The sequence below is a fragment of the Enhygromyxa salina genome (genome assembly GCF_000737335.2).
Taxonomy (GTDB): Bacteria; Myxococcota_A; Polyangia; order Nannocystales; family Nannocystaceae; genus Plesiocystis; species Plesiocystis salina_C.
In genome coordinates this window covers 153,381-179,092 of sequence record NZ_JMCC02000009.1, presented here as the reverse complement: position 1 = coordinate 179,092, position 25,712 = coordinate 153,381, and the positions used below count along the sequence as shown (strand labels likewise).

The window sequence follows — 25,712 nt, the reverse complement described above, 5'->3', positions numbered from 1 at the left end:
GTCGGCGTCGACGTCTGCGGCCACGCAGGCCCCAGAGCGACGGCTTGCAACGTTGGAAACGCTGTATTTAGTTGTTACGGTGGCGCTTCGCTCAAATCAGCGATGTAGCGCGGGGCGTTCGCCCTAAGCGGGACTTGGCGGGCTCGACAGCAGGTGCTGGAGCTCGACCGTGATCTCGAGGTGAAGCGTTCGCGCGTTCATGATCCATGACTCCTTAGCGGAGCTTCAATGTATCTACTTGCAGGTTGTGGGGCTGTCAAGCTGGCACTCGAGAAAATCATCATAGTTGAGCATCGGGGAGCCTCGGGGAGCACCGGGGAGCACCGGGGTTCATCGGGCGGTCCGCCGCGGGCTCAGCGCCAACTGGAGCATGCGGGTCGACATCAGCGACCGGCGGCGGTACCTTCGCCGCCCGATGAGCGACGTCGATCCGAAGCCATTGATCCGCGCCGAGCGCGAGCAGATTAAGCCCCACCAGGGCGCGCTCGTGTGGCTCACAGGTCTGAGCGGCTCGGGCAAGACCACGCTGGCCCGCGCGGTCGAGCGCAAGCTCCATGCGTTGGAGGTCCACACCTACCGGCTCGACGGTGACGTGGTCCGCGATGGACTCAACGCCGACCTCGGGTTCTCGCCAGAGGATCGGCGCGAGAACGTGCGGCGGATCGCCGAGGTCGGACGCTTGATGGTCGACGCGGGGCTGGTCGTGCTGGTCGCCGTCATCGCGCCCTACGCCAAGGATCGCGCGACCACCCGGGCGCGCTTCAGCGAGGGTGACTTCTTCGAGGTCTGGGTCGACACGCCGCTCGCGGTGTGTGAGCAGCGGGATCCCAAGGGTCTGTACAAGCGCGCGCGCGCGGGCGAGCTGACCGACTTCACGGGCATCTCGGCTCCCTACGAAGAGCCCCAGTCCCCCGAGCTGCGGGCGATCGGCGGCGGCGATCTCGACGAGCAACGCGACCGCGTGATCCAGATGCTGCGTGAAGCCGGCAAGCTTGGCTGAAGTTTGTGGGCCCCCGACCCATCCCGCGTCCCATCCCGCGACCCATCCCGCGACCTATCAGGGCAGCATGTCGCAGCGGTACGGAAAGCTGACGGGCAGCGCCTCGGGTGAGATGTCGGCGACCTTGATCGCCGCAAAGTTGCTGCCTGCGAGGTCGGCCTCGAGCGGGCTCACCAGCATCCCCTCGAGGTCGCCGCACAGCGCGTCGCTGCCGACGAACTGACCAAGCAGCGCGCCGATCATCGTGAGGTCGCTGCCCGTGATCGGATTGGCCGCCGCCATGACGTCGACCTCGCCCATGTCCAGCTTGAAGCCGTCGTCGACGATGACCACGTCGAGGTACTCGAGCGCGGGGCCAACCGGCTCGCCCGGGTCGCTCTCGCCCTGGTTCATGCTCAGCGGCTGCAGATGAAAGTCCGCGAGCCAGGTGACGCCATCATCGGCGAGCTCGAGGGTGATGGTTGCAATGAACACCAGGGGTAGGTCTGGGCCAAGATTGGTCTCGACGGCCAACAAGTAGGCGCCCGTGTTGGGATGCTCGACCGGCACGTCGCCATCGCCGGCCGACTCTCCGTCACCGTCACCGTCACCGTCGCCCGTCGACTCTCCATCTCCATCGCCGTCGCCGCTGGACTCCATGCCAGCGTCCAACCCCCCGACCACGGTCTTGTCAGCGCATGCAACGAGCGCCAGCATCGACACACAAACCCAGATCGAATTCCGCATGGCGCCACCTTATCGAGTCTCCCGGGTCGCCGCTCGACAACCACCGGGGCGCAGTGCTAAGGCCAGTGCCAAGGCTCTGCGTGGACGTCCCCGAACCCGCCACCGAGATCGACCCCGGGCGCCTGCTGGGGGCGTGGTACGTGCTGGTCTCCAACTACGGGTTCTGGCGCCGTCGCGCCCACGCCCGGATCGACTACGACGCGCTCGCGCCAACCCAGGGCGGCTGCGCACGGGTGCTCGAAGCGCGACGGTTTCGGGCGCCGGATCTGCTTGGCCGACCGCGCGCGCGGCTGCTGGTCCAGACCGGGGTGGCCGAGCGGCCGGGGACGTTTTGCTCGCGCGGCACCGGGTCGCGCCTGCTGTCGACCCTGCGCTTCACCGTGGTGCTGGTCGACCCAAGCTATCAGTGGACGGTGACTTGGTACGCGCGTTCAAACTTTGGCGCGCCACCCGGGCTGTCGATCCACACCCGGGATCCATGGATCTCACAGGCGCGGCTCGATCAGATCCTCACCCAGGTGCGGGCGCACCCGTTCCTGCGTGAGCGCTGCGGTGACCTGTTCGCGCCGGAGCAGCACTGGATTCCGCCGCAGCCATTCCAGCTGGACTGAGCGCTCACTCCTCTGGCTCGAGCGCCGCGGCGGCCTGGCTGTAGAGCGCCGCAGCCTGCTCGAGCGTAGCGTCGTCGCCGTTGCGTAGCCCCTCGAGATCCTTCGCGAACGCTTGGCCTGCCAGGTCGCAGTAGCGCGACCACATGTCGACCCGCTCGCGCGCGCGCTTGGGCAGGCGCTCGAGCGTGGCGAGCTCGGTGCTGCACTCGTGCATGGCGGGGATCGCCTGCTGCTCGAGCACGACCAAGCGCTTGGCGAGGTCGCCCGCGGACTCGTTGTAGGCGATCTCGGCAGCGACGGCGCGATCGTAGGCGTTGCTGAGCGCGTCCGTGGGGTCATCCCAGTCTTGCAGGTGCAGCGCGGTCCCGCCAGCGGCGAGCACCGCGATGGTTCCCGCGCACGCGACCGCCAGCGCCCGCACGCGCACGCGCTTGGCCTCGGCAGGGGTCGAGACCGGCCGCTCGGCGAGCTGCGAGATCAAGTAGCCAAGGCCAACCCCCGCGACCAGACCCCCAACGTGCGCCGCGATGTCGATGCCGGGCACGACCACGGCGACCACGGCGTTGAGACCGATCAGCATCAAGGCGTTGCGCTTGACCGAGACCACGAACGCCTGCGGCAGCACGCCGCGGCGCCGGATCGTGAACCCCATCAGCGCGCCAAACACCCCGAACAGCGCCCCCGAAGCCCCAACGCTGACCGCCGCCGGCTCCCACGCGACGCTGAGCATGCTCGCGAGCATGCCGCTGGCAAAGTAGATCACCGCGTACGCAGAGGGCCCGTAGATCTGCTCGCTGAGCCGCCCGATCACCCACATGAAGTAGAGGTTGAAGCCGATGTGATAGATGCCGCCGTGGAGGAACATCGAGGTCAGCAGCCGCCACCACTGGCCGTTGCTGGTGCGGATCCCAAAGTTGCCGCCAAACTCGATCAGCGCGTCGGTGCTTGGCTCGTAGGGATCGACGCCAAGCGAGACCATCACGACCCACACCAGCGCGTTGAGGCCGATCAACACGTAGGTCAGCCACGGGGCGGGTCGCGGCTGACCCGCTTCGACCTTGGCTTGCTCGCGGGCCTGCTGACGGCGGACCTCGGCCTCGCGGGCCTCGGCCCGCGCGCGCCCATCTGCCAACGATACGACCTCGCCCTCGCGGTCTTGCTCACTCACGCCAGGGTTTATACCGCTCACAGCCGCGCCTGCATCACCAGGCCAACTCCGAGCGCGGGCAACAGCCGCTCGCGGGCCCGGGCGCGGGCCCGCAAAGGTGCGAGCGCCGCCCAGCCAACCTCGAGCAGATAGCCAGGCAGCGCCGTCAGCCGCGCGGGCCTTCGACGCCAGCGCGAGCCCAGCGAGCCCAGCTGGCGCCGCGCCCAGACCCACCCTCGGTACAAGGTCTCCGCGCTCATCTGGGCTGGCGTCACCACCACGTGCGCGCCGTCCCATCGCTGCAGATCCCGATGGCGGACCCGATCCTCCCGGGCCAATTCGCGGATCAGCTCGCCGCCGGGATCGGGGGTCCACAGACGCAGCTCCACCTCCGCGAGCCGCTGGTCCTCGACCCACGCGACCAGCCGCTCGAAGCAGGTCGGGTCGTCGTGATCTTGGCCGAGGGTGAAGATCCCATGCACGCGCATGCCGTGGCGCTGCAGCGTGGTCACGAGCTGGCCAAGCTGCTGGGCGCGCGGCTCGTTGGCGCCGCCAAGGGTGTCGAACTGCACGTGGATCTCGTCGCATCCAGAGGCCCGCAGCGCGGCGATCGCCGGCCTCGCAGACAGCAGCGCTTCGGCCGAGACTACGGCTGCGAAGGGCGTGGGTGGACGCATGCCCTCGGCGGTCGCCAGCTCGAAGCGCCGCAGCTGCGCGAGCCCCCATACCTGTGCTTGGCTCGCCCCGCCGCCGTTGCCCATGATCGAGACCAGCCGCCGCACGGGCCGGTCGATCGGTCGCTCGGGGTCGAAGGCTGGGCGCGTCACGGGTCCTCGACGGACGAAGCGGGGCCGCTATTCCGGGGTTGCCTGGGTCCCGTGATAGCCCGCGAGCGTAGAGACAACACGGCGGGGTGTTGTGGTGGCGGGTCGCCCGATTCAATGATGACCGGCGTCAGCGCCTGGTAGCAGGCGCTCGCAAGCACCATATTTGCGGCCACGCCCGCGGTGCCGGCACCGCGAGGCTGACTATAGTTACGCGGACGATGAAGACCCGCACGACTGTCCCATTGTTGACTTTACTGGCCCTCGGTGCCTGTTCGAGCGCCGAGCCGAACAAAGCGACCTCGGATCCGGTCGCCGACTCCGGTGACGACCTAGCGACCCGGGCCGGCGCGCCGTTGCTCGAGGGGATGGGAGACTACCACCATCCGATCAGCAGCAAGAGCCCGGAAGCGCAGCGATACTTCGATCAGGGCATGGTGCTGGCGTTTGGCTTCAATCACGCCGAGGCAATCCGCAGCTTCAGAGCGGCGCAGCGCCTCGATCCCAACTGCGCGGTCTGCTATTGGGGCGAGGCCCTCGCCACCGGCCCCAACATCAATGTGACCAGCAACGGCAAGGCCGTGATGTCGCGTGAGCAGCGGGTGGCGGCATGGGCTGCGCTGACCAAGGCGAGCGAACGCATGGCCTACGCGTCGGACTTGGAGCGAGACTACATTCACGCGCTCACGGCCCGCTACAGCGTTGACCCCGAAGCGGACCGTGAGCCGCTCGACGCCGCCTACGCGGCCGCCATGCGCGAGCTGGCCCGCAAGTATCCGCTCAACGACGATGTCCAGGCCATGTTCGCCGAAGCGATGATGGTCACGATGCCGTGGGATTACTGGCTCGATCCAACCAACCCCAAGCCCGGCACCGTGGAGGTCATTGACACGCTCGAGGCCGTGATGGCACGCAACCCCGTGCACCCGCTGGCCTTGCATCTGTACATTCACGCGGTCGAGGCGTCATCGCAGCCCGAGCGGGCCGAGCAGGCCGCCGACACCTTGGCGAATTTGATCCCCGGCTCGGGCCACCTAGTCCACATGCCCGCGCACATCTATTGGCGGGTGGGTCGCTATCATGACGCGTCCAACGCCAACGTGAAGGCCGCTGCGGTCGACGAGGCGTACATCGCTCAATCGAACGCACAGGGGTTCTATCCGGCGCTCTACTACCCGCACAACATTCACTTCTTGTGGGCCGCAGCGTCCATGGAGGGCCGCAGCGCCGTCGCGATAGAGGCCGCCCGCAAGGTCGCCGCAAACGTCCACATGGAGCAGATCGAAGAGTACCCCTCGGTCGAATTCTTCAAGACCATTCCGTTGCTGGCGCTCGTACAGTTTGGCCGCTGGGACGAGGTCTTGGCCGAGCCAGCGCCACCCTCCGAGCTGGCGTACTCCAACGCGATCTGGCACTACGCCCGCGGCGTCGCCTACGCAAACGTGGGAGATCTCGACGCAGCACGGACCGAGCGCGAGGCGCTGGTGCCATTGCGTGACTCGGTCAAAGTCCGGTTTCTCGACAGCGTGGACTACCCGGCGACCGTGCTGCTCGCGATCGCCGACGAGCTCTTGCTTGGTGAGATCTCAATGGCAAAGGGCGAAGACAAGGCCGCGATCGAACACTTCACGCTGGCCGTAGAGACCCAGGACAAGCTCCCCTACATGGAGCCGCCGTTTTGGTACTACCCCACCCGGCAGTCGCTTGGCCTGGCGCTGCTGCGAGCGGGCAAGCCTGCCAAGGCCGAGGCCGTGTATCGGCGTGACCTCGAGCAGTATCCGCACAACGGTTGGTCCATGCTGGGGCTGCTGCAGAGCCTGGTCGCCCAGCACCGTGACAAGGAAGCCAGCGCGGTGCGAAAGAAGTTCGAGCACGTGTGGTCGCAGGCCGACATCGAGCTCAGCGCGTCCCGCATTCAGGGGCTGTAGACGGGCGAAGGGGTCAACAGCTGTCCAGGCTGAGCGGCAGCGTCTCGCTGCGCAGCCAGGCGTTGGCGCAAGGTCGGGGGTCATAGCCAGACTGCGTGTGGATCTCTGTCAGCAGATCCGCAACCCCGGCCGGCGCCGCGCCGACGTGACGCTGATACACAGCCCGCAGCGCCGCGTCGAGCGACTCGCGTCCAACCCGAGCCTCGACCGCGCGCAGAAAGAACGCGCCGCGCATGTACGCGTTGCGGAACAGGCCGTCGGCGATCACGTCGTGTTCGTTGCAGCCATCGAACCACGCGAGCTTGCTGTGTGGCCCGCTCTGTAGCCGATCGAGGCGATCACGAAAGTCGGCCCATGTCCGGCTCGCCGCCTCGGGCCCAGACGTGGCCTCGACCGCGCGCGCGCTCAGGTAGCTCGTCGTGCCTTCCGACAAAATGAAGTCCTCCCAACACCGGATCCGCACGCCGTCGCCAAACCAGCCGTGCGCGGCTTCATGCAGGTGAACTTCTTGATCGGCGAGCTCGGTCACGTCTACGTGCCAGTAGGGGTGGTGCTCCATGCCGCCGTAGGCCTGCCCGCGCCAGTCCACGATGACGCTGCCAGCCTCGGGCCCAAACGCGTACGCGCCATAGGTCTGCTCGAAGAACTCGAAGCCAGCCCGCAGCGTGGCGGTGCCCTCGCGCGCCGCCGCCTCCTCGCCGGGGCGGACCCACGCGGCGATCTGCGTGCCGGCTTCGGTCGCGCCAAGATCGATGCGCGTGAACTCGTCGACGGCCCAGGCGACCACGTAGGCCGGCGTCTGGGTCTGAACCTGGCGCGGGTACACGGCCGTCAGCCCCTCGGGCACGCCTGTCAGCTCGAGCTGGAAGGTCAGCCCGTCCGCCGGCTGCGGGTGACACGGAAACACCCGGCCGCAGCCGTCAGGCCACACCAAGGTCGAGCCGTTCGCCAGCCAGCCCAGGCGCAGATCGACGTCGGGGATCACATACTCGACGCGGACCTGCTCGAGCGTGGACGAAGCCGGAAGCGCCAGGTGCAGGGTGTCGCCGTCGCGCCGAAACGGCAGCTTGGCCCCGGCGTGGTCGACCCGCGCGAGCTCGAGATCCGCGACGAAACCACAGCTGGCCCCGGCGGCGCCCGGTTCGAAGCTCAGCTCGGCGATCGCTCGACGCCCGCCAACGTCGACCTGCAGATCCATGTTGGCGATCCCGCGCGCTGGATTGGGGGTGGGTGGGTTCGGCTGGTCCGCCGCCGGTTGCGTGGACGCGCTCTTGCTCGTTGGCACCGGCGCAGCGTCGGCGCGCGGCTCGCTGGCCTCGCGCTGACATCCGCACATCGCAAGCACGACCAGGGCGGTGGTTTTGATGCGTAGCATGTCGAGGCGTGGGCCAGGTTCCCGCGGGGGAGAAGCCCTCGCCCGAGCTGAAAACGCACTATACTCGGGGCGTCGTGCCAAAGCCCGCCGAACAGTCCTCGCGCTTCTCCTACGCCGACGTCCTGCGCTGGCCCGAGGACGAGCGCTGGGAGCTGCACGAGGGCGTCGCGGTGGCGATGAGCCCGGCGCCTAGCACGATCCACCAGCGGGTCGTTGGCGAGCTCTACCGGCAGATCGCCAACTTCTTGATCGATCGGCCCTGCGAGGTGTTCGTCGCCCCCTTCGACGTCCGCCTTGGCCCGATCGACAGCCAGCCGGATCAGATCAACACGGTGGTTCAGCCCGATCTCGCGGTGATCTGCGATCACACGGGCCTCGACGAGCGCGGGTTTCAGGGCGGCCCCGACTGGGTGATCGAGGTGCTGTCTCCCTCAACGGCGGCCCGCGATCAGATCACGAAGCTGCGCTTTTACGAGGCCCACGCCGTCAAGCACTACTGGCTCGTGCACCCAATCGAGCGCGTGGTCACGGTGTACTCGCGCAGTGATCCAAACGTGCGCTTTGGGCGGCCGCAGATCAGCGAGACCAAGGGCCAGCTCGCGTCCGGGATGTTCGACGCGCTCAGCATCGACTGGGAACGCCTGCCCGCCGGATGAGATCCGTCTTGATAATTCCGAGATCACGACGTGCCCGCGCGGGATCCTGCTGCTAGAGCTAGAGCTTCTAGGCGGCCACACATGCGGATGCGAACAAACAGCCCCGAGCAGCGCAGCAACCAGACGCGCCAGCGGCTGCAGTCGGCGAAGTCTCAGGTCCATGTGGGGGTCATGACTCGCCACGCGCTCCACAATGTCGTCGCCCTCGCCCTCGCCACCGCCGGCATCGTGCTCTTGACGATTGGCCTGCTCGACTGGTTGGAGCATCCCCTCACGCTGTGGATGAACCTGCCGTGAGTGAGGCACGGGAACCACCGGCCCGCGTCCGAAATGGGCGGTGGGCAGTCTGCGTCGGGATCATGGGCTTGGTGTTCACGATCGTCGGCATGGGGCTCGTGATCGCCTCGGCGCGAGCCTCTGTCCTCGAGCTGTACCCCGCCATCTCGCCCGAGACCGGCGAGATCCTCGACCGCATACCGCGGGATCAGTTGGCCTCCGCGAGCGCGTGGGCCTACGCGGAATTCCGCGACGGCATCTTCGCCGTGGTCGCTTTGGGCTGGGGCTGCGCGATCACGGTTTGGGTTGGACTGCGTCAACACGATCGAGTGACGGGCTCGCAGCTGCGTCGCGTCGCCGCGCCGCTGCTGGTTCCGGTGGTCGCGCTGCTCGCCGCCGCCACGGTCGTTGACTCTCGCTTCGAGAACTTCCTCGCCCCGCTGCTCGAGTGGTTCACTGATCAGCCCCCGCGCTTCTTCGGCGAATGCATGAAGTACCTCTCTGGCTGCTCGCACATGCGCGGCTTCGAGCTCGTGCGTGGGGCAGCCCTGGCCGCGTGTGCGCTCGCGGCGGGCCTGTTGCTCCCCGCCGGCCACGCAGCCTGGCGCGCAGGGCTTCGGGGTTGGCGAGCGCCGCGGGGAGTCAGCGCGGCCGCGATCGTCTGCTTCGTGCTCGGGTCGCTCGTGTTCGTCACAACGCGCCTCCCTCGCGAGGACCTGCGGGAGTCCATCGTTCGGTGCCAACACAGCGCCGACCTGTACGCGTCGGCCATTCAAGCGACCAACCAATTCACGGTCCACACGAGTCCGCTCGAGTTGCACGCCCGCAGCATCGAGGAGCTCGATGATCGCTACATCTGGCGCTACCTCGATGCAACCGGAACCACGCATGGCGATGAACTCGGACTCGCCGAGGTCTTCGCCAGCGGTGAGGTACGCGCGTTCTTGTCGCCGTGGTGGAGCGCCCATGAGGCAGACCCGACCGGCAAGGTCGGCATGAGTGACGCCGCGCTCGCGGCCGCCCTGCGAGAAGCTGTTGAGACCTTCGACGACGACACGCGAGGAACCTGGAACGACGACGAGCCCCCGCCCCCCATCGTGCGGCCGCTGCATCTCTACGTTGATGAGCGGGTCTCTCTAGCCCGCATGACCCAGGTACTCGAGCTGCTCCACGACGCCGGTGTGACCGACGTGATCTTGGTTGGAGTCGTGCGCGTGGACGCGTCGCTGCCGTCTGTTGGTGCTTGGCATCGCGACTATTATCAAGCCTACGGTCGGCTCGAGCTGCGGGGAGGCGACTGGCAGCTCGACGACTTCGCCAGCTGGTCCGCGCTCAGCGACCTCGCCGCTGCATACGGAGTGGCCGGTGTGGCCCTGAGCGGTTAGGTGCCAAGCCCTGGCTCGCTCACGACGCGCAAGGATAAACGACGAAACTCGCGGGCCAGGTGCTACGGTCCGCTCTCGTGAGCGTCGATCCCCCTGACTCCGTCGCCAATGAATTGGTCAGAGCGCTCGAGCGCGAGGCGAAATTTGTCGATCACGGCGCGCTCGAGATCGACGCTCAGGCGGGGCTCGCCAAGCTCGCTCGGCACCAGCTCGCGGACCCTCATCATTACGTCCTGCGCCTCGACGAGGCTGGCGTCCGCTTTGGCGCCACCGAGCTGTGGTTTTGGACCACGCCGCGCTCCCTGGTCGCCCACTTCGTTCGGACCCCAGAGCCCGTGAGTGTGGCGGCCTCGACCCTCGAGGGTCTGCTGATGGTCTTGTTCGAGACCGAGGGCCGCCTCGAGCAGCGCGCGACGCGAGCTTCGCCCAGTTCATCCGTGGTCCCGCCTTCAACGAGCTGATCGGGCGCGTGCTCACGACCAACTTGGTCCCGTTCAGGGCAGGTGCGCTCCACCGGCGCCGAAGGAAGGAGCCTCGGAAATTTCGGCGCTTGTCGATCCTCGCTACCGTCCTGGGCCTGCCGCTCGGCGTCTGGGCGGCAAGGTACCACCTCGAGGGCCTGGCGCTCTCGTTCTTGATGATGACAATGGTCGGGCCGTTCGGCATCTACATCAGTGGTCGAATCGAGGAGGGACGGGCGGAAATCGTCGGTCCGCGAGCCTACGAGATCGCCCGGACGCAACGCCGACGGCCAGCCCTTCATCGCTAACCCGCGGACCCGCGGCCCGCCCGGGAACTCTCTGCGAGCCTCGTGTTCACTCTTTGGCGCTTGACCTGAACATTGGGATATGTACAATGTATAGATGTCCGATGCCGCGACATTGCATGATTCGTTGAACCAAGAGCAGCTTCAGGCAATCGGCGATGAGATCGCTACATTTGCCGCACGAATCGACGTCGCCGAGCATGCCCTCATCACGCGGCTTCGGGTCTTCGATGCCCACGAAGCCTGGGGCGGCACGGGGTTTCTCTCATGTGCGCACTGGCTCAGCTGGCGGATCAGCATTGGGCTCAAGGCGGCACGCGAAAAGGTCCGGGTTGCGCGGGCGCTCGGCACATTGACAGCGGTTGATGCGTTGTTTAGCCGGGGTGAGCTCAGCTATTCAAAGGTCCGGGCGATCACGCGTGTCGCCACGCCCGAGAACGAGCAAGAGTTCATCGACGCTGCGGTCCACGCGACCGCGTCGCAGATCGAACTTCTAACCCGGGCCTACAAGCGTTGCCGCGTCGATGCAGAGATCCCTGGCGAGCTGCCGCGAGACCAGCGCCGCTTCGTCCGGCGAGCCGAGACCCTTGGGGGCATGGTTCGCATCGAGATGCAGTTGACTCCAGAGGAGGCTGCTGTGGTCTGGGAAGCCATGCAATCTGCCATGTCGACCGGCGAGGCCGAGGCTTCCGCGGAAGCCTCCGCGGCGGCGCCAACCGATCAGGCGCCCAACGCACAGGCTTCCGCGGAAGCCTCCACTGATCCGACCCAGCCACAGGCTTCCGCGGAAGCCTCCGCGGGCATGCCTGCAGACCCACTGTCGGCCACCTACGGCGAGCAGCTCCAGCAACAGCAAGCCGACGCGATCGTCAATGTCGCGCGGGCCTATCTACAGCACAGCCCCCGCACGCTCAGCTCCGGCTACGAGCTTGTCGTCATCACCTCGAGGGACCAACTCGAGCACGGCCCCGGTGGGGTCGGTGGGTTCTTGCGTGATGGCACGCCAGTGCCGCTTCACGTGGCGCGCATGCTGGCGTGCGACAGCGCCCGGGTCGACGTCGTGACCGGCGCCGAGGGGGAGCTGCTCGACGTCGGTCGCAGCACGCGTTCGATCCCCTCCGCGATCACGCGCGCGCTGTGGCTGCGTGACGGCGGGTGCCGGGTGCCGGGCTGCGGGCGAAAGCGACACCTTCATGGTCACCACATTCAGGCGTGGGCTGAAGGTGGCCCAACCCGCTTGGCGAATCTAGTACTCGTCTGCCCCGGTCACCATCGCATGATTCACGAGGGCGGGCTGTCCGTGGAGGTTCGAGCTGACAAGATCATGTTCATCGATCAGCGCGGTCACACGATACTGGCCGCGCCCCCGCGCGTAGGGAGCGGCCAAGATTTAGAGGCTCTCGAGCGGTTCTTGCGTGAGGCGGACGTACACATCGACGCCAGCACGACAACGCCCAAGTGGGATGGTCGCCCAATGAACCTCTCGGACGCGTTGGACTGGATGTTCATCGCCGACAGGAGCCGGGCGGCGGCTGCACGCGTGGAAACGACCAACTGAGCGATTGCGAAGGCGACTGTGGGGGCCTAAAGCCAGCTCCCACGTAATGGCGAGGTACCCGCCCAGCCGTTGGTGCCCAGACGAGAGCCCCCTTCGAGGCCTTCGAGGGGGCCACACATACCCCCGCGAACAGCCTACCCGTCGGGAGCGAGCGAAGCGAGTGACCTGAAGTGCGAAGGCGGCTGTGGGGGTCTAAAACATCGGGCAGGGAGTGTTCGAGCACTCCGGTCCGTCGACGCCGCCACACACCAGCACCATCCCCGGCTTGGTCGCGCCCTGCAGCGCGAGCACGTCCGCATACGGCAGCGAAGCATTGTTGCGAACCACCAGCTTGGACAGCTCGGTCAGCGCCTCGAGCCCGTCGAGGCTGGTCATGCTCGGGACCCACTCGATCTCCAGCACGTTGACGCTGGCCAAGCTCGTAGCTTGGCCAAAGTCGATCAAGCTCGCCTGCATGTCTGGCTGGCAATGGTCGTACTTCACCTCGAGGGTCTGGACCTCGATCAAGTTCTCGAGCCCGTCTAGATCAGCGAGGGCGTAGTTGTCGTACAGACGCAGGCTCTCGAGCCGCAGGAAGCCCTCGAGCCCGTCGAGGTCCGTGAGCGCGTGATTCCTGTCGATGACCAGCGAAGCTTGCTGCGACGCGCAGCAGTCCGAGAGCCCGCTCAGATCCACGAGCGAAGGGTTGCCCTCGATCTCGATTGCGATCTGCTTGCCGCCGCTCACCAGCTTAAACAAGGGCAGGCCGTCGAGGCTTGGCAGCAGGTCATTGTCGGCGACCTCGAGCGCGCTGGGGGCGATATGATCCGGCAACCCGGCGAGGCTGGTCATCCCAGCGTTCTTGCTGATCGTGATGTGATCGACCGAGCCGAGCCCGTCCAGACCGTGCAGATCGCCAAGGTTGTGATTGCGACGCACGTGCAGCCAGCCGACCTGCTCGAGCTGCTCGAGCCCCTCGAGGCTGGTCAGCGAGAGGTTGCCAAACACGTCGATCGTGCCACCGACCGCTCGCAGGTTGGCGAGCATGTCTAGGTTGACCAGCTGCGTGGTTGGGCCGATCGTCAGATCCCCAAGCACCTCCTCTACGCAGTCGACTGACTGCGCGGCGGTGTCGTCGGTGATCACCAGGTCGTTGACGACCGCGAGGCAGGGGGCAGTTCCGGTGTCGACCCCGTCGTCATCGCCGTCGTCATCACCGTCGCCGTCGCCGTCGCCGTCGCCCGTGTTGGGATCGCCGTCGCCGTCGCCGTCTTCGCCGAAGCCGATCCCGTCGTCCTGCGGCGGCAATGTTCGGCCCTCGCAGCTAGCGAACAAGAGCACGAGCGTTCCGATCAACGAGGTCCGCAGGTGCCGGGAGGTCGGCAGACCGGCCACGACGGCCCAACATAGCATGTCCACCGCACGCGCCCCCTTCATCGAGTCACTTTAACGACGTAAACAGGGGACTGTGGCCCCCTGCCCCACCCGCCAATCGACGATCTCAGCGAACCCTCATGTCGGTTGATCCCCCACTCACCCGCCAACCGAGCGATCACCAACCGACCCAACACCCCCCGATACCTGATAGATTTCCCGTGGAGCCGTCGCCATGAAGCACATCATCTGGACATCAACCTTCCTGTTCGCGTGCCTGCTCGGCGCCTGCTCGTCCGAGAAAGACGTCTCGTGCGAGGTCGTGTGGAAGGCCCAAGACGACAGCGAGGTCGGCCGCGGCGACATCGTGTACGAGGCCCTCGACGACGTCGATGCGGGGCTCGAGATGTGCAAAGAAGATGAGATGGACCACGCGGATCGGCCCTCGGACGCGAGCTCATACACCTGCAACTGCAGCACCTGAGCCCGCGGGCTCAAGCATCTTCGCCGGCCGGCGGATCGAGCAAGCCCAGGGTTCGCGCGGTCTTCGAGGTCTTCACGTTGGCGCGATCTGGGAAGGTCCCGAGCACCAGGTCGCCAAGGTGCCGGGTGACCCCCATCCAGTAGCGCTCGTTCTTGAAGTGGTGGAGCCGGTGCAGCCGCCACTGCCGCTCGTAGATGCGACCCTTGGGGCGGTAGCTGGTGTGGGTCAGGAAGTGGATCCACTCGTAGTAGGCCGCGATCCCAGCGGTTGCGATCATGGTCGTCGCCCACACCCCAGCGGTGGGCGCGAGCAGCCAGAACACGACGGCCCCCAACGCCAGGCCAAGCACCATGATCGGCAGCGGCATCAGCACGAAGCGCAGGTCCCAAGGATCGCGGTGGTGCAGCCGATGCATGCGGGCCGCGTGGTAGTCCCAGCGTAGACCCAGCACCTGCCGGGGCCGGTGGTGCAGGATGAACACGTGGATGATCCACTCTGCGAACGGGTGCAGCGCCAGCAGCAACGCGACCGGAACCAGATCGAGCCAGCCCCAGTCGCCCTGGCCGAGCAGATACACGCGATAGCCAACCCACCCAAACAGGTGCAGCAGCAAGAACTTTGGCTGGAGCTCGCGCAGCCAGATCGCGCCGGCCTGCCCGAGGGTTAGATCGCGCGCGCGCGCATATTTGGGCTTGGAGTCGATCATGCTCGGGGTGCTCCAGACTGCAGCTGGTCAAACAACTCGAGCGCGGCCAAGACCCCTTCGCTGCCGCGCTCGACGATCTTGGTGGCGCGAGCGTGGGCGCGCGCGGCATCACCCACCGCGACCGCTTCGACGAGGGCATGGCAGGCGTTGACCTGGCGCAGCTCGTTGGCCAGCGCGATCACCAAGGCCTCGCGGATCTGCTCATAGGTGTGCCGCAGCGTGTTGAAGGCCAAGCGGTACGCGATGTTGTCGGCGCCGGTGACCAGCAGCTCCCACAGCTCGAGCGACAACACCTGCAGCCGCTCGAGATCCTCGGGCGCTGCGGCCGCTTGCATGTTGCGGATGACCGCGCGCAGCTGCGGGATCAGCTGCGGCGTGGCCCGTTGCGCGCACAGCTTGGCGATGTCCGGGGCGAGCGCGGCGCGCATCTCCATGATCGCGCGCGCGACCTTCAGATCCGGCTGGCCATCGGGCGCGAGCAGCAGCCGGGTGAGCAGATCCAGGCCGCCGCTGCGCCGATAGTCGAGCACCGTGGTGCCGCCGCCGTGGCGCTGCTCGATCAGCCCGGCTTGGACCAAGCGCTTGAGCGCCTCGCGGAGCGCCCCTCGGTTGACCCCTAGCGCCTTGCACAGATCCCGCTCTGACGGCAGCGGTTGGCCAGGCTCGATCCGGCTGGTGAGGATCTGTGCGGCGATCTGGTCGAACACAGCGTCGCTCAGCGAGCTGCGCGCCACCGGTTCCAGCCCGAGGGTCATGGCCGATCGATATCACCAGATGGAACGGTGATCAACTGGTCTGACCACTTACGGCTCTCCATCGATGTCGCATCACCCAGAACCATGGCTACAGTTCGTGGGCATGGTGGAGGCGAGGCAGCTGCAGCCAAAGAACTGGCTGCCCCTTTCGCTGCGCCATCGACTCCGCCGGTTCGAGGCCACGCTCCGCGGCGAGCCGGCGGTGCTGGTCTACACGCAGGGGTACGGGCACGAGCTCCCCGGCTTGCCGATCGACGGGCTCCGCGGCGAGCGGATCTTGGCGGCGTTGGTCCGCGAGGGCGTGGTCGGCCGCGACGCCGTCGTGATCCCCGACCTCGCGCCGCTGACCAAGCTCGAGCGGGTGCACGACTTGGACTACGTCGCCAGCCTCACCACCCCCGCGGTGATCGAAGCGACCTTTGGCATGTCGCTGCCGCCCGCGGTCGCGGGGCGAATCCTGGAGCTGCAGCGCCGCATGACCGGCGGCACCTTGCTCGCCGCGTGGTCGGCCCGTCGCCAGCACAAGCTGGCCGTGAACCTTGGCGGCGGCTTCCACCACGCCCACCGCGATCGGGGCCGGGGGTTTTGCCTGATCAACGATGTCGCGGTCGCGGTTGCCGAGCTGCGCAGCCGCGGGATGACCGAGCCGATCGCGGTGATCGATCTAGACATCCACGACGGCGACGGCACCCGGGCGCTGTTCGCCGATGACCCTTCGGTGTGGACCTTCTCGATCCACAATTCCCACTGGGGGCCAACCGATGCAGTGGCCTCGACGGCGATCGCCCTGGGTGACGGCGTGGAAGATGCCGGCTACCTCGCAACCCTGCGCGCAGAGCTGGGCCCCATGTTGGACCGCCACCGCCCGCACTTGGTGTTTTACCTGGCCGGCTGCGATCCCGCCCACGACGACGGACTTGGCAACTGGAACATCAGCGACGCCGGGATGCTCGCGCGGGATCACCATGTGATCACGCAGCTGCGTCGGCGCGGCATTCAGTCAATCGTGTGGCTGCTGGCGGGCGGCTACGGCAGCGACGCGTGGCGGCACAGCGCGGGCGGACTGATCGCAGCGCTCGGGGGCCCTAGCCAACCGCGCCTGCCCTCTACAGCAACGATCACCCTCGAGCGCTATCGGCATCTGGCCCAGGTCATCGATCCACGCGAGCTCTCGGGCACCGCGCCGGGTGAGCTCCACTTCGACGAGTCGGATCTACTTGGCGCCGCGCCCGATGGCGGGCTTGGAGGTCCCGGCAAGGTGTTGGGCTACTACACGCCGGCCGGGATCGAGCTCGCGCTCGAGCGCTATGGCGTGCTGCCGCGCCTGCGCAGGCTGGACTTCGAGCCCCGCATCGAGATCGCGCGTGATCCCGAGACCGGCGACACCGTGCGGGTGTTTGGCGACGCCAGCGACGAGCTGCTGCTGATCGAGGTCCGCGTGTCCCGTGATCGCCTGACGATCCCCAGCATGGAGCTGCTGCGCATCGAGTGGATGCTGCTGCAAAACCCTCGCGTGAGCTGGTCGGCCGGGCGTGTCCCCTTGCCGGGTCAGCGGCACCCGGGGCTGCGGATGTTCGATGACGTCGCTATGTTGATGCTGGTCGTGTGTGAGCGGCTGAAGCTCGACGGGATCGTGGTCGTGCCCTCGCACTATCACGTGGCCGCGCACTATCACGGGCGCATGAAATTTCTGGATCCCGTCGCCGAGGGTCGGTTTCTCGCGCTGCAGCGGCTGCTGGGTGGGTTGCCGCTCGCCGAGGCCAGCAACGCCGTCGAGCACGGACGCGTGCGCGACCCAAGCGACAAGGAGCGGCGCAGCTACGAGCCGGCGCCGCTGATCTTGCCCTCGAGTCCGGCGCTGCGCCGACGGTTTGACGACGCTTGGCAGCAGCGCGCGACCAAGGCCCAGACCGAGGCGCAGTTCGAGATTGTCACGTAGCGCGTGACCATAATTCGGAGCCGCTCACTTCGCGCTGATGTCGATCGTCGCGGTCCCGCCAGCTGTGCCGTCGAGGATGATGTAGGCGGACGTTCCCACGTAGGCTTGGATCTCCAAGGCCTGCGCGGGCACGCACTCCCCAGGGGAATACGGCTCACACAGATAGTCGCCGAACGGCAGCAGCCACCCCTCGAAGTCGGGGTTGACGAGCGTGACGTTGTAGATCCCCGATGACTCCGGGATGAACTTGTAGATTACATCGGCGCCCGTGCCCGACAGCTGATCGCAGCTGGACTCGAACACGTTGACCGCGTCCGTGGTGTCGACGGCGTTGCTTCCCACGACCAAGAGCTGCGCGTCGTCGGTGTCGTCACACGGAGGTGGCGCCCCGCCGTAGTCCGCCCCGCCGAATTCTTGCTCGTCGAGTTCTTGTTCCTGTTGCGTGTCCGAGCTGTCGTCGCCGGTCGTGCACGCGAACAAGCTCAAGCCGGCCGTGAACGCCAAGCTCAAGCCGGCGGTTGGCAGCGTGGCCGCGGACGCGGTCGGCCGCGCGCAGAACGGACAAGCGGAATGATCGGGGCGGATGTGTCGCTGACAACCAGGGCAGGGAAGCATGGGACATCGTATCAGCGTCCGGCCCGAAAAACCTCGTCGCCCCGTCACTCCGCTCGGACATCGGGTAGCTTGTGGGTGTGCGAGCAGCTCTGCGCGGCGGTTTTGAACTGGAGATGCAGCGCGCAGACGAGCACCTGCGCACAGGCGACGACGCGGCCGCGTTTCGTTGCTACGAGCGCGCCCACGTGCTTGGCCAGCGCTACGTGGTCCCGCACCTGCGCAGTCATGTCGGGATGCTGCGCGTGGGCTGGCGGCGCCGCGACCTCCGAGAGATCATCGGTCAACTGCTGCGCATCCCGGGCGGCGTAGTCGGCTCGGCGATCGGGCGGATCCCCGTTGGCAACTCGGGCGGCGCGAACGTCAGCGCGTTTCAACCAATGGAGATCCCGCCTGACCTGCGCGCGCTCCTTCAAGAGGACGCCCAGGACGACGGCAAGACTCCCGCCTAGCGATACTCGCCCGCCCGCTTCACATACGCGCGCCAAGAGAACGCGATCATCTCGCGGTCCTTCTCGGTGCACTCTCGCAGCACCCGCATTGGGTTGCCCGCGACCACCGTCCCAGCCTTCACGACCTTCCGCGGCGGCACCAAGGTCCCGGCGGCGACCAGCGCCCCCGACTCGACCACGGCGTTGTCGAGCACCACCGAGCCCATGCCGATCAGCGCGTCGTCTTGGATCGTGCAGCCATGCAGGACCACCATGTGACCCACGGTCACGCGATCACCCACGCGCGTGTACGACAAGCCCTCGGTGCAGTGGATCGAGGAGTTGTCCTGGATCGATGTCTGGCTGCCGATCAAGATCGGCCCGTCGTCCCCCCGCAGGGTGACGTTGGGCCAGATGCTCGACTCGGCGCCGATCTCGATGTCGCCGATCAACACGGCGGCCGCGTGCACGAACGCGCTCGGGTGGATCCGGGGAAGCTTGCCAGCGAAGGGCTCGATCATGCGCCGCTCACAACCCCGGGATCAGCTGCAGATACCACGCCGCCGCCGCGCCGCCGCCAACCAACAGCAGCGCGATCATTACCCAGATCCCCGCGTTGCTCGAGGTCTCGCGCGGGGCTGGGCTTGGCAGCCGCGTCGCGGCGACCTGGGGCTCCTCGATCTCGGGCGGGTCCTCTGGCTCGGGCCTGGGTTGAGGCTTGGTCGGGGCCGCGGTCTTGATCGGCAGCGGCGACCGACCCACGCCCGTGCCCAACATCGTCCCCACGCCCGAGGTTGAAGACGAGCCCGGGCTCGACGACATCGGCGGCGGATCCGAGGCCGGACCCAACAGATCATCGAGGCCATCAACGAGCGGCGCCGAAGAATCAAACTCGTCCTCGAGCAGCGCCCGCGATCCGGCCGCCTCGCCCGTGTCGCCCTCGCCGCTGTCCTCATCGATCGAGCGGAAGTTGGCCAGCTCTTCGGCCATCAGCTGCTCGATCAAGTTGAGATCGGTCTTGGCCTTGACCTTGTCTTCGGCTTCCTTGCGCTCGCGCAGGTCGCCCATCAAGGTCGATAGATCCCGGGCCGAGACCTTGAGCCGGTTCTCGAACAAGTACCCGAGCAGCGCGTCGGCGAAGTCCGCCGCGTTGCGGTAGCGATCGTTGACGTCGCGGGTCAGCGACTTGAGGATGATCTGCTCGAGCTCGGCCGAGACCTCGGGGTTTTGGGCCCGAATGCTGGGGATCTCTGCGGCCCGGACCGCCTCGACGGTCTGGTAGTCGGTGTCGCCAAGAAACAGCCGACGCATGGTCAGCATCTCGTAGGCGAGGATGCCAACCGCGAACACGTCGGTGCGCCCGTCAACCGGCTGACCGTGCGCGGCCTCGGGCGAGAGGTAGCTGAACTTGCCCTTGACCACGCCCGCGTCGGTCGACTCGAGCTGCGAGGTCGCCTTGGCCAGACCAAAGTCCGTCAGCTTGACCTCGCCGTTCCACGAGATCAGCAAGTTTGGCGGCGAGATGTCGCGGTGGACGACGTGCAGCGGCTCGCCGGTGTCGGGATCGTTGAGGTCGTGGGCGTACTGCAGGCCCTTGAGCGTCTCGTTGAGGATCCAGATGACCAGCGGCAGCGGGACCTTCTTGCCCCGCTCTTGCAAGTGCTCGAGCACCTGCTTGAGGGTCGTGCCCTCGACGTACTCCATCACGATGAAGTAGGTCTCGTCGGACTTACCAAGGTCGAAGACGGTGACGACGTTGGCGTGGTTGAAGTGCAGGCTCAGCCGCGCCTCATCCAGGAACATGCGGACGAAACGATCGTCCTTGAGCAGCCCCGGAAGGATGCGCTTGATCGCTACCTTCTTTTTGAAACCCGCGACCGAGACCGACTGGGCGACCCAGACTTCGGCCATGCCGCCGGCCGCGAGCCTGTAGAGTGGTTTGTAGTTCTGCGCCATGGGGCCGTCGCCGGCGGATTGTAACGTCGAAGCTGGCCGGACGCGGAATCGTTGGCGTTTTTAGACGATCCCGGTCATGGGTTCAGTCCGGCCGGGGGCTGGGGCCGGCGCCCCCGTGCCCGGCGCTGGGCGGATCGTAGCGGTTGAGCACCAACTTCAGCACCCCGAGCCACATATCGGTCTCGATCGCCAGCAGCAGGCGCCGATCGTCATGTGTGACATACGCGCGGAAGCTGTACTTGCGTAGATCCTCGCGTACGGTCCCGTAGCGGTCGACCCAGGACAAGGTGCCCTCGAGCAGGTGGACGTCGTCGGGGCTGACCCCGAGCCCCTGCGCGACGCTGGGCATGGGGTCGAGCTTGGCCTTGCCCCGGCCGATGACCTCGACCTTGAGCAGGACCTTGCCGTCCATCGCGTGAGCCGAGACCGTCTCGCCCTCCGCGAGGTCCAGCGAGCGGACCCAGGCCATCGCCGAGAGCGGGTCAAAGGTGTTGCGCGGGACCTGCCGCGTCATCTTTGTGGTCTTTTCGTCCTTGGCGTCGGTGATGCGGATGCTGCCCCGCCCCTCGTACTCGATCTCGGTGACGCGGCGCTTGTAGCCCTTGCCAACCCCGAGCCCGGCCCGATCCAGGATGTTGACGCTGGAGATCACCGCGCCATCCCCGGCGTCGATCCAGGTGATCATCCGATCTTCCATGGAGGCGAGCAGCGAGACGACCCCAGACGTGACCGCCTGACCCTCTAGCCGGTACATCCCGCTTCCCTGCGGGGCGTCGCCCCGAGGATCCGCCTGGTACTCCACGACCCCGGCCTCGGCGAGGCCCGCGGGGTTGCCGGCAAAGTACACGTCGAACACGAAGCGCTCGCCGACGTGGATCGCGGGGATGTAGCCCTTGGGCACGGGCGCGGCTGGAAGGCGGCGGCGACGATCATCAAACTCCGGCTCCCCGAGCGCCGACGACCAGCCGATCACGGGCTCGCGGCTGGGCTTGGGCCTGGCGTGGACCATGGGGCTGTGCATGCGCGGGAGCCGGCTCCCGTCCCCGCGGGTCGAGCGACGCGGCTGGCTGTCGTCGATCGACCCGCGCTGCTCCGCCCGCGCGCGCGCTTCTTCCTGGGCTTGACGGGCGATCTGGGTCTGATCTCGCTTGGCCGGCGCGGCCAAAACCGGCGTGCCCAGCGAGAACGTGACGAGGACCGCGAGGGCAGCAGTGATCGCGCGCGTCGAGAACATCTCCGGCAATGTTAGGATGTCCACCCGCTCGGCGCACTGTCGAGGGCAGTGCGTTGTGACCCAGCTCGTCATCACCCAAGGGGATCCCGCCGGCATCGGCCCCGAGCTGCTGCTGCGCGTGGCCAGCGAAGGCTTGCTGCGCGAACGCGACCAGGTCGTTGCCTGTCACGCGCAGCTGCGCGAGCTCGCGGCCGCGCTGGAAACCAGCTGGGCGCGGGCGGGGCTGGCCCAGCTCGAGCCGCTCTTGGATCCGCTGGGCGCGCGAGCGGGCGCGCGCCTGGGTCAATTCTTGGCGCTCGAGCGGGGGGTGGATCTCGTACTCGCCCCCACCACCCCCGCCGAACAGCCCGCGCTGGTGACCGCGCCGATCGACAAGGCCGTCGCCAGCGGTGAAGGCCTGCGGCATCCCGGCCACACGGAGTACCTAGCCGAGCGCGCTGGGACCCGCGAGTTCGCCATGCTCATGGCGGGATCCTCGATCAAGGTCGTGCTCGCAACGATCCACCTGCCGCTGCGCGAGGTTGCCGACCGGCTCGACGCGCCCGCGGTGATCCGCGCCGCGTCGCTGTTGGCCCGCGCGCTCACCCAGGACTTCGCCGTGGCCACGCCGCGCGTGGGCGTGCTGGGGCTCAACCCCCACGCAGGCGAGCGCGGGCTGCTAGGCGACGAAGAGCAGCGCGTGATCACGCCCGCGATCCAGGCCCTGCGCGCGTGGGCGAAAGCCGATGGGATCCCCGCCAGCTTCGTCGGTCCGCTGCCGGCCGACACCGCCTTTCACCAGCACCAAGTCGGCCAGCTCGACGGCCTCGTGGCGATGTACCACGACCAGGGGCTGGGCCCGTTCAAGCTCGCGCACTTCCACGACGGGGTCAACGTCACGCTGGGGCTGCCGTTCGTGCGGACCTCACCGGATCACGGGACCGCGAAGGACATCGCGGGGCGCGGGGTCGCCAACTTCACCAGCATGGCCGCCGCGATCGAGCTGGCCCGCGCGATGGCCAGCGGACGTCAGGGGTCGCGAGCGAGCTCGTGAGCGTTCGGGATCACCTGCCCGCCGCGCCGCGATCGATCCGCATTCGCGGCGCCCGGACCCACAACCTGCGCGACGTCGACGTCGAGCTGCCCCGCGACGCCCTGATCGTGATCACCGGGCCCTCGGGCTCGGGCAAGAGCAGCCTCGCGTTCGACACGATCTTCGCCGAGGGCCAGCGCCGCTACGTCGAGAGCCTCAGCGCCTCGGCCCGGCAATTCCTGGCCCAGCTGCCCAAGCCCGACGTCGATCTGATCGAGGGCCTGAGCCCCACGATCGCGCTGCAGCAAGAGAACCGGGGCCGCAACCCGCGCTCGACGGTCGGGACCACGACAGAGGTCTACGACTTCTTGCGCCTGTTGTTCGCGCGGATCGGCGAGGTCTACAGCTGGCGCAGCGGCGAGCCCATGCGGCGGCACAGCGTCGAAGAAATGATCGACGCGATCGAGGCCCTGCCGCCGCGCAGTAAATTTTCGGTGGTCGCCCCCGTTGCGCGCGGGGCCCCGGGGGATCACCGCGAGCTGCTCGAGGATCTGCGCCGCCAGGGCTTCGTGCGCGTGGCAATTGACGAGCAGCTGCGCGACCTCGACGAGGACATCGAGCTCGATCCCATGGTTCGCCACGACATCGACGTCTACGTCGATCGCCTGGTGCTCAAGCCGGGGATCCGCTCGCGCCTGTCGGACTCGATCGAGGTCGCGCTGCGGCTGACCGACGGCCGCGTGGAGATCCTCCCGGTCGAGGGCGAGCCGCTGGTGTTCTGCGAGTACTTCACCGACTTCGAGCATGGCCTGAGCTACCCGCCGATCACCCCCGGCCTGTTCTCGTTCAACAGCCCCGACGGCGCGTGCCCAACCTGCGGCGGGCTGGGGCGCCGACGGATCTTCGACCCGCGCCGGCTGATCCCGGATCCGCACAAGAGCATCAAAGAAGGGGCGATCGCCGCCTTGGATCTGCGCGGGCAAGCGGCGCTGGGCAAGCAGCTCGCCGCCGTCGCTGCCCACTACAACATTGATCTCTACGCGCCGTGGTCCGAGCTCGACGAGCTTCACCAGATCACGCTGCTGCAGGGCAGCGGCGACCAGGTCATCGCGCCGCTGGCCGCGTCCAAGTCGTCCAAGCGCAGCGACACCAAGAAGTCCGGCCGCCCGCGGACCAAGCAGTCTGGGGGCGAGCCGTTTCCCGGGTTGATCCCCCTGCTCGAGCAGCGCCTGCGCGAGGCCGAGACGCGGGCCGACGCCGATCCCGAAGCCGGGACCCTCGCCGAGCTCGAGCCGTTCATGAGCGAGGTTCAGTGCTCGGGCTGTGACGGGCAGCGGCTGCGGATCGAGGCGCGCCACGTCAAGATCGGCGGGCGCAACATTCATGAGCTCGCAACGATGCCGATCGACGCGCTGCATCGCTGCCTGACCGCGCTGGTGGATCTGGATGTGGGTCAGACAGGTGACGCCAGGCAGGCCGAGCACGCCGAGATCGCCGCGGCGATCCTGGCCCAGGCGCTGGCCCGGCTCGCGGCGATGATCGAGCTGGGCCTGGCGTACTTGAGCTGCGATCGCGCCACGATGACGCTGTCGGGCGGCGAGGCCCAGCGGATCCGCCTGGCCACGCAGATCGGCTCGGCGCTGGTGGGCGTCACCTATGTGCTCGACGAGCCCAGCATTGGCCTGCACCAACGCGACAACGCCCGGCTGATCGCGATGCTGATCCGGCTGCGGGATCTTGGCAACACCGTGATCGTCGTCGAGCACGACGCCGACACGATCCGCGCCGCCGAGTACGTGGTCGACATGGGCCCGGGCGCTGGCGTGCTTGGCGGGGAGGTCGTGTTCGCGGGTACGGTCCCCGCCCTGCTCGAGGATCGTCGCTCGCGGACGGCCGCGTATCTGTCGGGCCGCGCCCGGATCGAGCGCCCCACCCCACGCCGCGCGCCCGATGGCTGGATCGAGATCGTCGGCGCCCGCGGCCACAACCTGCGCAACGTCACCGCCAAGATCCCCCTGGGCCACATGACCTGCGTGACCGGGGTCAGCGGCTCGGGCAAGTCCAGCCTGATCGTCGACACCCTGCTGCCAGAAGCCCAACGCAGGCTCAACCGCGCCAACAGCTGGGGGCTCGAGCACGACGCGATCCGCAACCTCGAGCGCTGCGATCGGGTCGTGGCCGTGGACCAGTCGCCGATCGGCCGATCCCCGCGCAGCAACCCCGCGACCTACACGGGCGTGTTCACGGAGCTGCGCAACCTCTATGCCCAGACCAACGAGGCCCGCATGCGCGGGTTCACGGCCTCGCGCTTCTCGTTCAACGTGAAGGGCGGCCGCTGCGAGCACTGCCACGGCGAGGGCCTGCGCCGGATCGAGATGCACTTCTTGGCCGACGTGTGGGTGACCTGCCGGGTCTGCGAGGGCCGCCGCTATGAACGCGAGACCCTGTCGATCACCTATCGCGGCAAGAACATCGCAGAGGCGCTCGACATGCCGATCGCCGAGGCTGCAGAGTTCTTTGCCAACCACGCGGGGCTGCGGACCAAGCTCGAGGTCCTGCGCGACGTCGGGCTTGGGTACATGACGCTTGGCCAGCCAGCCACCACCTTGTCGGGCGGCGAGGCCCAGCGCATCAAGCTGGCCCGCGAGCTCGCCCGCCGCCGCAGCGGTCGGAACACTGGCGGCGCCACGCCCAATTCGCTGTACATCTTGGACGAGCCCACGACCGGGCTGCACTTCGATGATGTCCGCAAGCTGCTCGAGGTGCTCGAGCGGCTCGTTGACGAGGGCAACACCGTCGTCGTGATCGAGCACGACCTCGACGTGATCAAGTGCGCTGATTGGGTGATCGACGTGGGGCCGGAGGGCGGTGATCAGGGCGGGCGAGTGGTCGCGAGCGGGCCGCCCGAGCAGATCGCCAAGCACCCTGATAGCGTAACGGGCCGGTTTATCATGACCCCCACATAGACCCTGCCGTTC

General features: G+C 67.5%; 25 protein-coding genes. 14 read left to right on the top strand and 11 right to left on the bottom strand.

The genetic code is table 11. From position 1 onward, the window contains the following. The first annotated feature begins 415 nt into the window (after positions 1–415). Positions 416–1,000 (top strand): adenylyl-sulfate kinase, encoded by a 585-nt coding sequence (gene cysC / locus DB30_RS04995; protein ID WP_052546831.1) that lies wholly within the window; start codon positions 416–418, stop codon positions 998–1,000. A gap of 57 nt (positions 1,001–1,057) precedes the next feature. On the opposite strand, the gene DB30_RS04990 is transcribed toward cysC, so the two are convergent. Then, entirely contained in the window at positions 1,058–1,726 is a 669-nt protein-coding gene (locus DB30_RS04990; protein ID WP_052546818.1) for a hypothetical protein, read from the bottom strand. 80 nt (positions 1,727–1,806) lie between these two features. On the opposite strand from DB30_RS04990, the gene DB30_RS04985 reads away from it, so the two are divergent. Further along, positions 1,807–2,337, top strand: a complete 531-nt coding sequence (locus DB30_RS04985; protein ID WP_052546817.1) for a hypothetical protein — start codon at positions 1,807–1,809, stop codon at positions 2,335–2,337. Between the two features lie 4 nt (positions 2,338–2,341). Here DB30_RS04985 and DB30_RS04980 read toward each other — a convergent pair whose 3' ends face one another. Continuing rightward, positions 2,342–3,505 (bottom strand): rhomboid family intramembrane serine protease, encoded by a 1,164-nt coding sequence (locus DB30_RS04980; protein WP_052546816.1) that lies wholly within the window; start codon positions 3,503–3,505, stop codon positions 2,342–2,344. Between the two features lie 17 nt (positions 3,506–3,522). Next, positions 3,523–4,311: a radical SAM protein gene (locus DB30_RS04975; protein ID WP_052546815.1), complete on the bottom strand. Its 789-nt coding sequence runs from the start codon at positions 4,309–4,311 to the stop codon at positions 3,523–3,525. Between the two features lie 218 nt (positions 4,312–4,529). Between DB30_RS04975 and DB30_RS04970 the strand changes: the two genes are divergently transcribed. Next, positions 4,530–6,236, top strand: a complete 1,707-nt coding sequence (locus DB30_RS04970; protein ID WP_052546814.1) for a hypothetical protein — start codon at positions 4,530–4,532, stop codon at positions 6,234–6,236. A gap of 13 nt (positions 6,237–6,249) precedes the next feature. On the opposite strand, the gene DB30_RS04965 is transcribed toward DB30_RS04970, so the two are convergent. Further along, positions 6,250–7,611: a M1 family metallopeptidase gene (locus tag DB30_RS04965; RefSeq protein ID WP_052546813.1), complete on the bottom strand. Its 1,362-nt coding sequence runs from the start codon at positions 7,609–7,611 to the stop codon at positions 6,250–6,252. A gap of 74 nt (positions 7,612–7,685) precedes the next feature. Here DB30_RS04965 and DB30_RS04960 point away from each other — a divergent pair, with 74 nt between their 5' ends. The 6 genes from DB30_RS04960 (at position 7,686) to DB30_RS04935 (ending at position 12,252) form a co-directional block, all read left to right on the top strand. Then, positions 7,686–8,267 (top strand): Uma2 family endonuclease, encoded by a 582-nt coding sequence (locus tag DB30_RS04960; RefSeq protein ID WP_052546830.1) that lies wholly within the window; start codon positions 7,686–7,688, stop codon positions 8,265–8,267. Between the two features lie 81 nt (positions 8,268–8,348). Then, positions 8,349–8,564: a hypothetical protein gene (locus DB30_RS04955; RefSeq protein WP_052546812.1), complete on the top strand. Its 216-nt coding sequence runs from the start codon at positions 8,349–8,351 to the stop codon at positions 8,562–8,564. Then, entirely contained in the window at positions 8,561–9,928 is a 1,368-nt protein-coding gene (locus tag DB30_RS04950) for a hypothetical protein (RefSeq protein WP_146658058.1), read from the top strand. The genes DB30_RS04955 and DB30_RS04950 overlap by 4 nt, the downstream gene beginning before the upstream one ends. Positions 9,929–10,005: 77 nt before the next feature. After that, positions 10,006–10,389, top strand: a complete 384-nt coding sequence (locus DB30_RS04945) for a hypothetical protein (protein WP_052546810.1) — start codon at positions 10,006–10,008, stop codon at positions 10,387–10,389. An 89-nt stretch (positions 10,390–10,478) separates the two neighbouring features. After that, positions 10,479–10,697 carry a hypothetical protein gene (locus DB30_RS04940; RefSeq protein ID WP_146658057.1) on the top strand — a complete coding sequence of 73 codons (219 nt, stop codon included), beginning with the start codon at positions 10,479–10,481 and terminating at the stop codon, positions 10,695–10,697. A gap of 94 nt (positions 10,698–10,791) precedes the next feature. Continuing rightward, positions 10,792–12,252 (top strand): HNH endonuclease signature motif containing protein, encoded by a 1,461-nt coding sequence (locus DB30_RS04935; protein WP_052546808.1) that lies wholly within the window; start codon positions 10,792–10,794, stop codon positions 12,250–12,252. A 192-nt stretch (positions 12,253–12,444) separates the two neighbouring features. Here the strand turns inward: DB30_RS04935 and DB30_RS04930 are convergent, their stop codons facing one another. Then, positions 12,445–13,626, bottom strand: a complete 1,182-nt coding sequence (locus tag DB30_RS04930) for a hypothetical protein (protein WP_153258232.1) — start codon at positions 13,624–13,626, stop codon at positions 12,445–12,447. A gap of 214 nt (positions 13,627–13,840) precedes the next feature. Here DB30_RS04930 and DB30_RS04925 point away from each other — a divergent pair, with 214 nt between their 5' ends. Further along, positions 13,841–14,089 (top strand): hypothetical protein, encoded by a 249-nt coding sequence (locus DB30_RS04925; RefSeq protein ID WP_052546806.1) that lies wholly within the window; start codon positions 13,841–13,843, stop codon positions 14,087–14,089. A 10-nt stretch (positions 14,090–14,099) separates the two neighbouring features. Here DB30_RS04925 and DB30_RS04920 read toward each other — a convergent pair whose 3' ends face one another. Beyond that, positions 14,100–14,795 carry a sterol desaturase family protein gene (locus DB30_RS04920; RefSeq protein WP_052546805.1) on the bottom strand — a complete coding sequence of 232 codons (696 nt, stop codon included), beginning with the start codon at positions 14,793–14,795 and terminating at the stop codon, positions 14,100–14,102. Continuing rightward, positions 14,792–15,550: a FadR/GntR family transcriptional regulator gene (locus DB30_RS04915; protein ID WP_052546804.1), complete on the bottom strand. Its 759-nt coding sequence runs from the start codon at positions 15,548–15,550 to the stop codon at positions 14,792–14,794. Before DB30_RS04915 ends, DB30_RS04920 begins: the two co-directional genes overlap by 4 nt. Positions 15,551–15,653: 103 nt before the next feature. Between DB30_RS04915 and DB30_RS04910 the strand changes: the two genes are divergently transcribed. Continuing rightward, positions 15,654–17,489 (top strand): histone deacetylase family protein, encoded by a 1,836-nt coding sequence (locus DB30_RS04910; RefSeq protein WP_165703631.1) that lies wholly within the window; start codon positions 15,654–15,656, stop codon positions 17,487–17,489. A 24-nt stretch (positions 17,490–17,513) separates the two neighbouring features. On the opposite strand, the gene DB30_RS04905 is transcribed toward DB30_RS04910, so the two are convergent. Then, on the bottom strand, positions 17,514–18,104 hold the full coding sequence (locus tag DB30_RS04905; protein ID WP_146658054.1) for a hypothetical protein: 591 nt from the start codon (positions 18,102–18,104) through the stop codon (positions 17,514–17,516). A gap of 71 nt (positions 18,105–18,175) precedes the next feature. On the opposite strand from DB30_RS04905, the gene DB30_RS04900 reads away from it, so the two are divergent. Beyond that, on the top strand, positions 18,176–18,553 hold the full coding sequence (locus DB30_RS04900; protein ID WP_338082181.1) for a DUF3703 domain-containing protein: 378 nt from the start codon (positions 18,176–18,178) through the stop codon (positions 18,551–18,553). Here DB30_RS04900 and DB30_RS04895 read toward each other — a convergent pair. The 3 genes from DB30_RS04895 to DB30_RS04885 all read right to left on the bottom strand — a co-directional run bounded on the left by DB30_RS04895 (position 18,550) and on the right by DB30_RS04885 (position 21,722). Further along, positions 18,550–19,053, bottom strand: coding sequence for a gamma carbonic anhydrase family protein (locus tag DB30_RS04895; protein ID WP_052546800.1), 504 nt, complete (start codon positions 19,051–19,053; stop codon positions 18,550–18,552). The two genes, DB30_RS04900 and DB30_RS04895, sit on opposite strands and share 4 nt — an antisense overlap. Before the next feature lie 7 nt (positions 19,054–19,060). Beyond that, positions 19,061–20,488 carry a serine/threonine protein kinase gene (locus tag DB30_RS04890; RefSeq protein ID WP_052546799.1) on the bottom strand — a complete coding sequence of 476 codons (1,428 nt, stop codon included), beginning with the start codon at positions 20,486–20,488 and terminating at the stop codon, positions 19,061–19,063. A gap of 82 nt (positions 20,489–20,570) precedes the next feature. Continuing rightward, positions 20,571–21,722 (bottom strand): DUF3108 domain-containing protein, encoded by a 1,152-nt coding sequence (locus tag DB30_RS04885; protein ID WP_165703630.1) that lies wholly within the window; start codon positions 21,720–21,722, stop codon positions 20,571–20,573. A 55-nt stretch (positions 21,723–21,777) separates the two neighbouring features. Here DB30_RS04885 and pdxA point away from each other — a divergent pair, with 55 nt between their 5' ends. Together pdxA and uvrA are read left to right on the top strand one after the other, a co-directional pair. After that, positions 21,778–22,755 (top strand): 4-hydroxythreonine-4-phosphate dehydrogenase PdxA, encoded by a 978-nt coding sequence (gene pdxA / locus DB30_RS04880; protein WP_052546797.1) that lies wholly within the window; start codon positions 21,778–21,780, stop codon positions 22,753–22,755. After that, a complete protein-coding gene (gene uvrA, locus DB30_RS04875) occupies positions 22,752–25,700 on the top strand; it encodes an excinuclease ABC subunit UvrA (RefSeq protein ID WP_146658051.1) in 2,949 nt (982 codons plus the stop codon). The genes pdxA and uvrA overlap by 4 nt, the downstream gene beginning before the upstream one ends. The last annotated feature ends 12 nt before the right edge of the window (positions 25,701–25,712 follow it).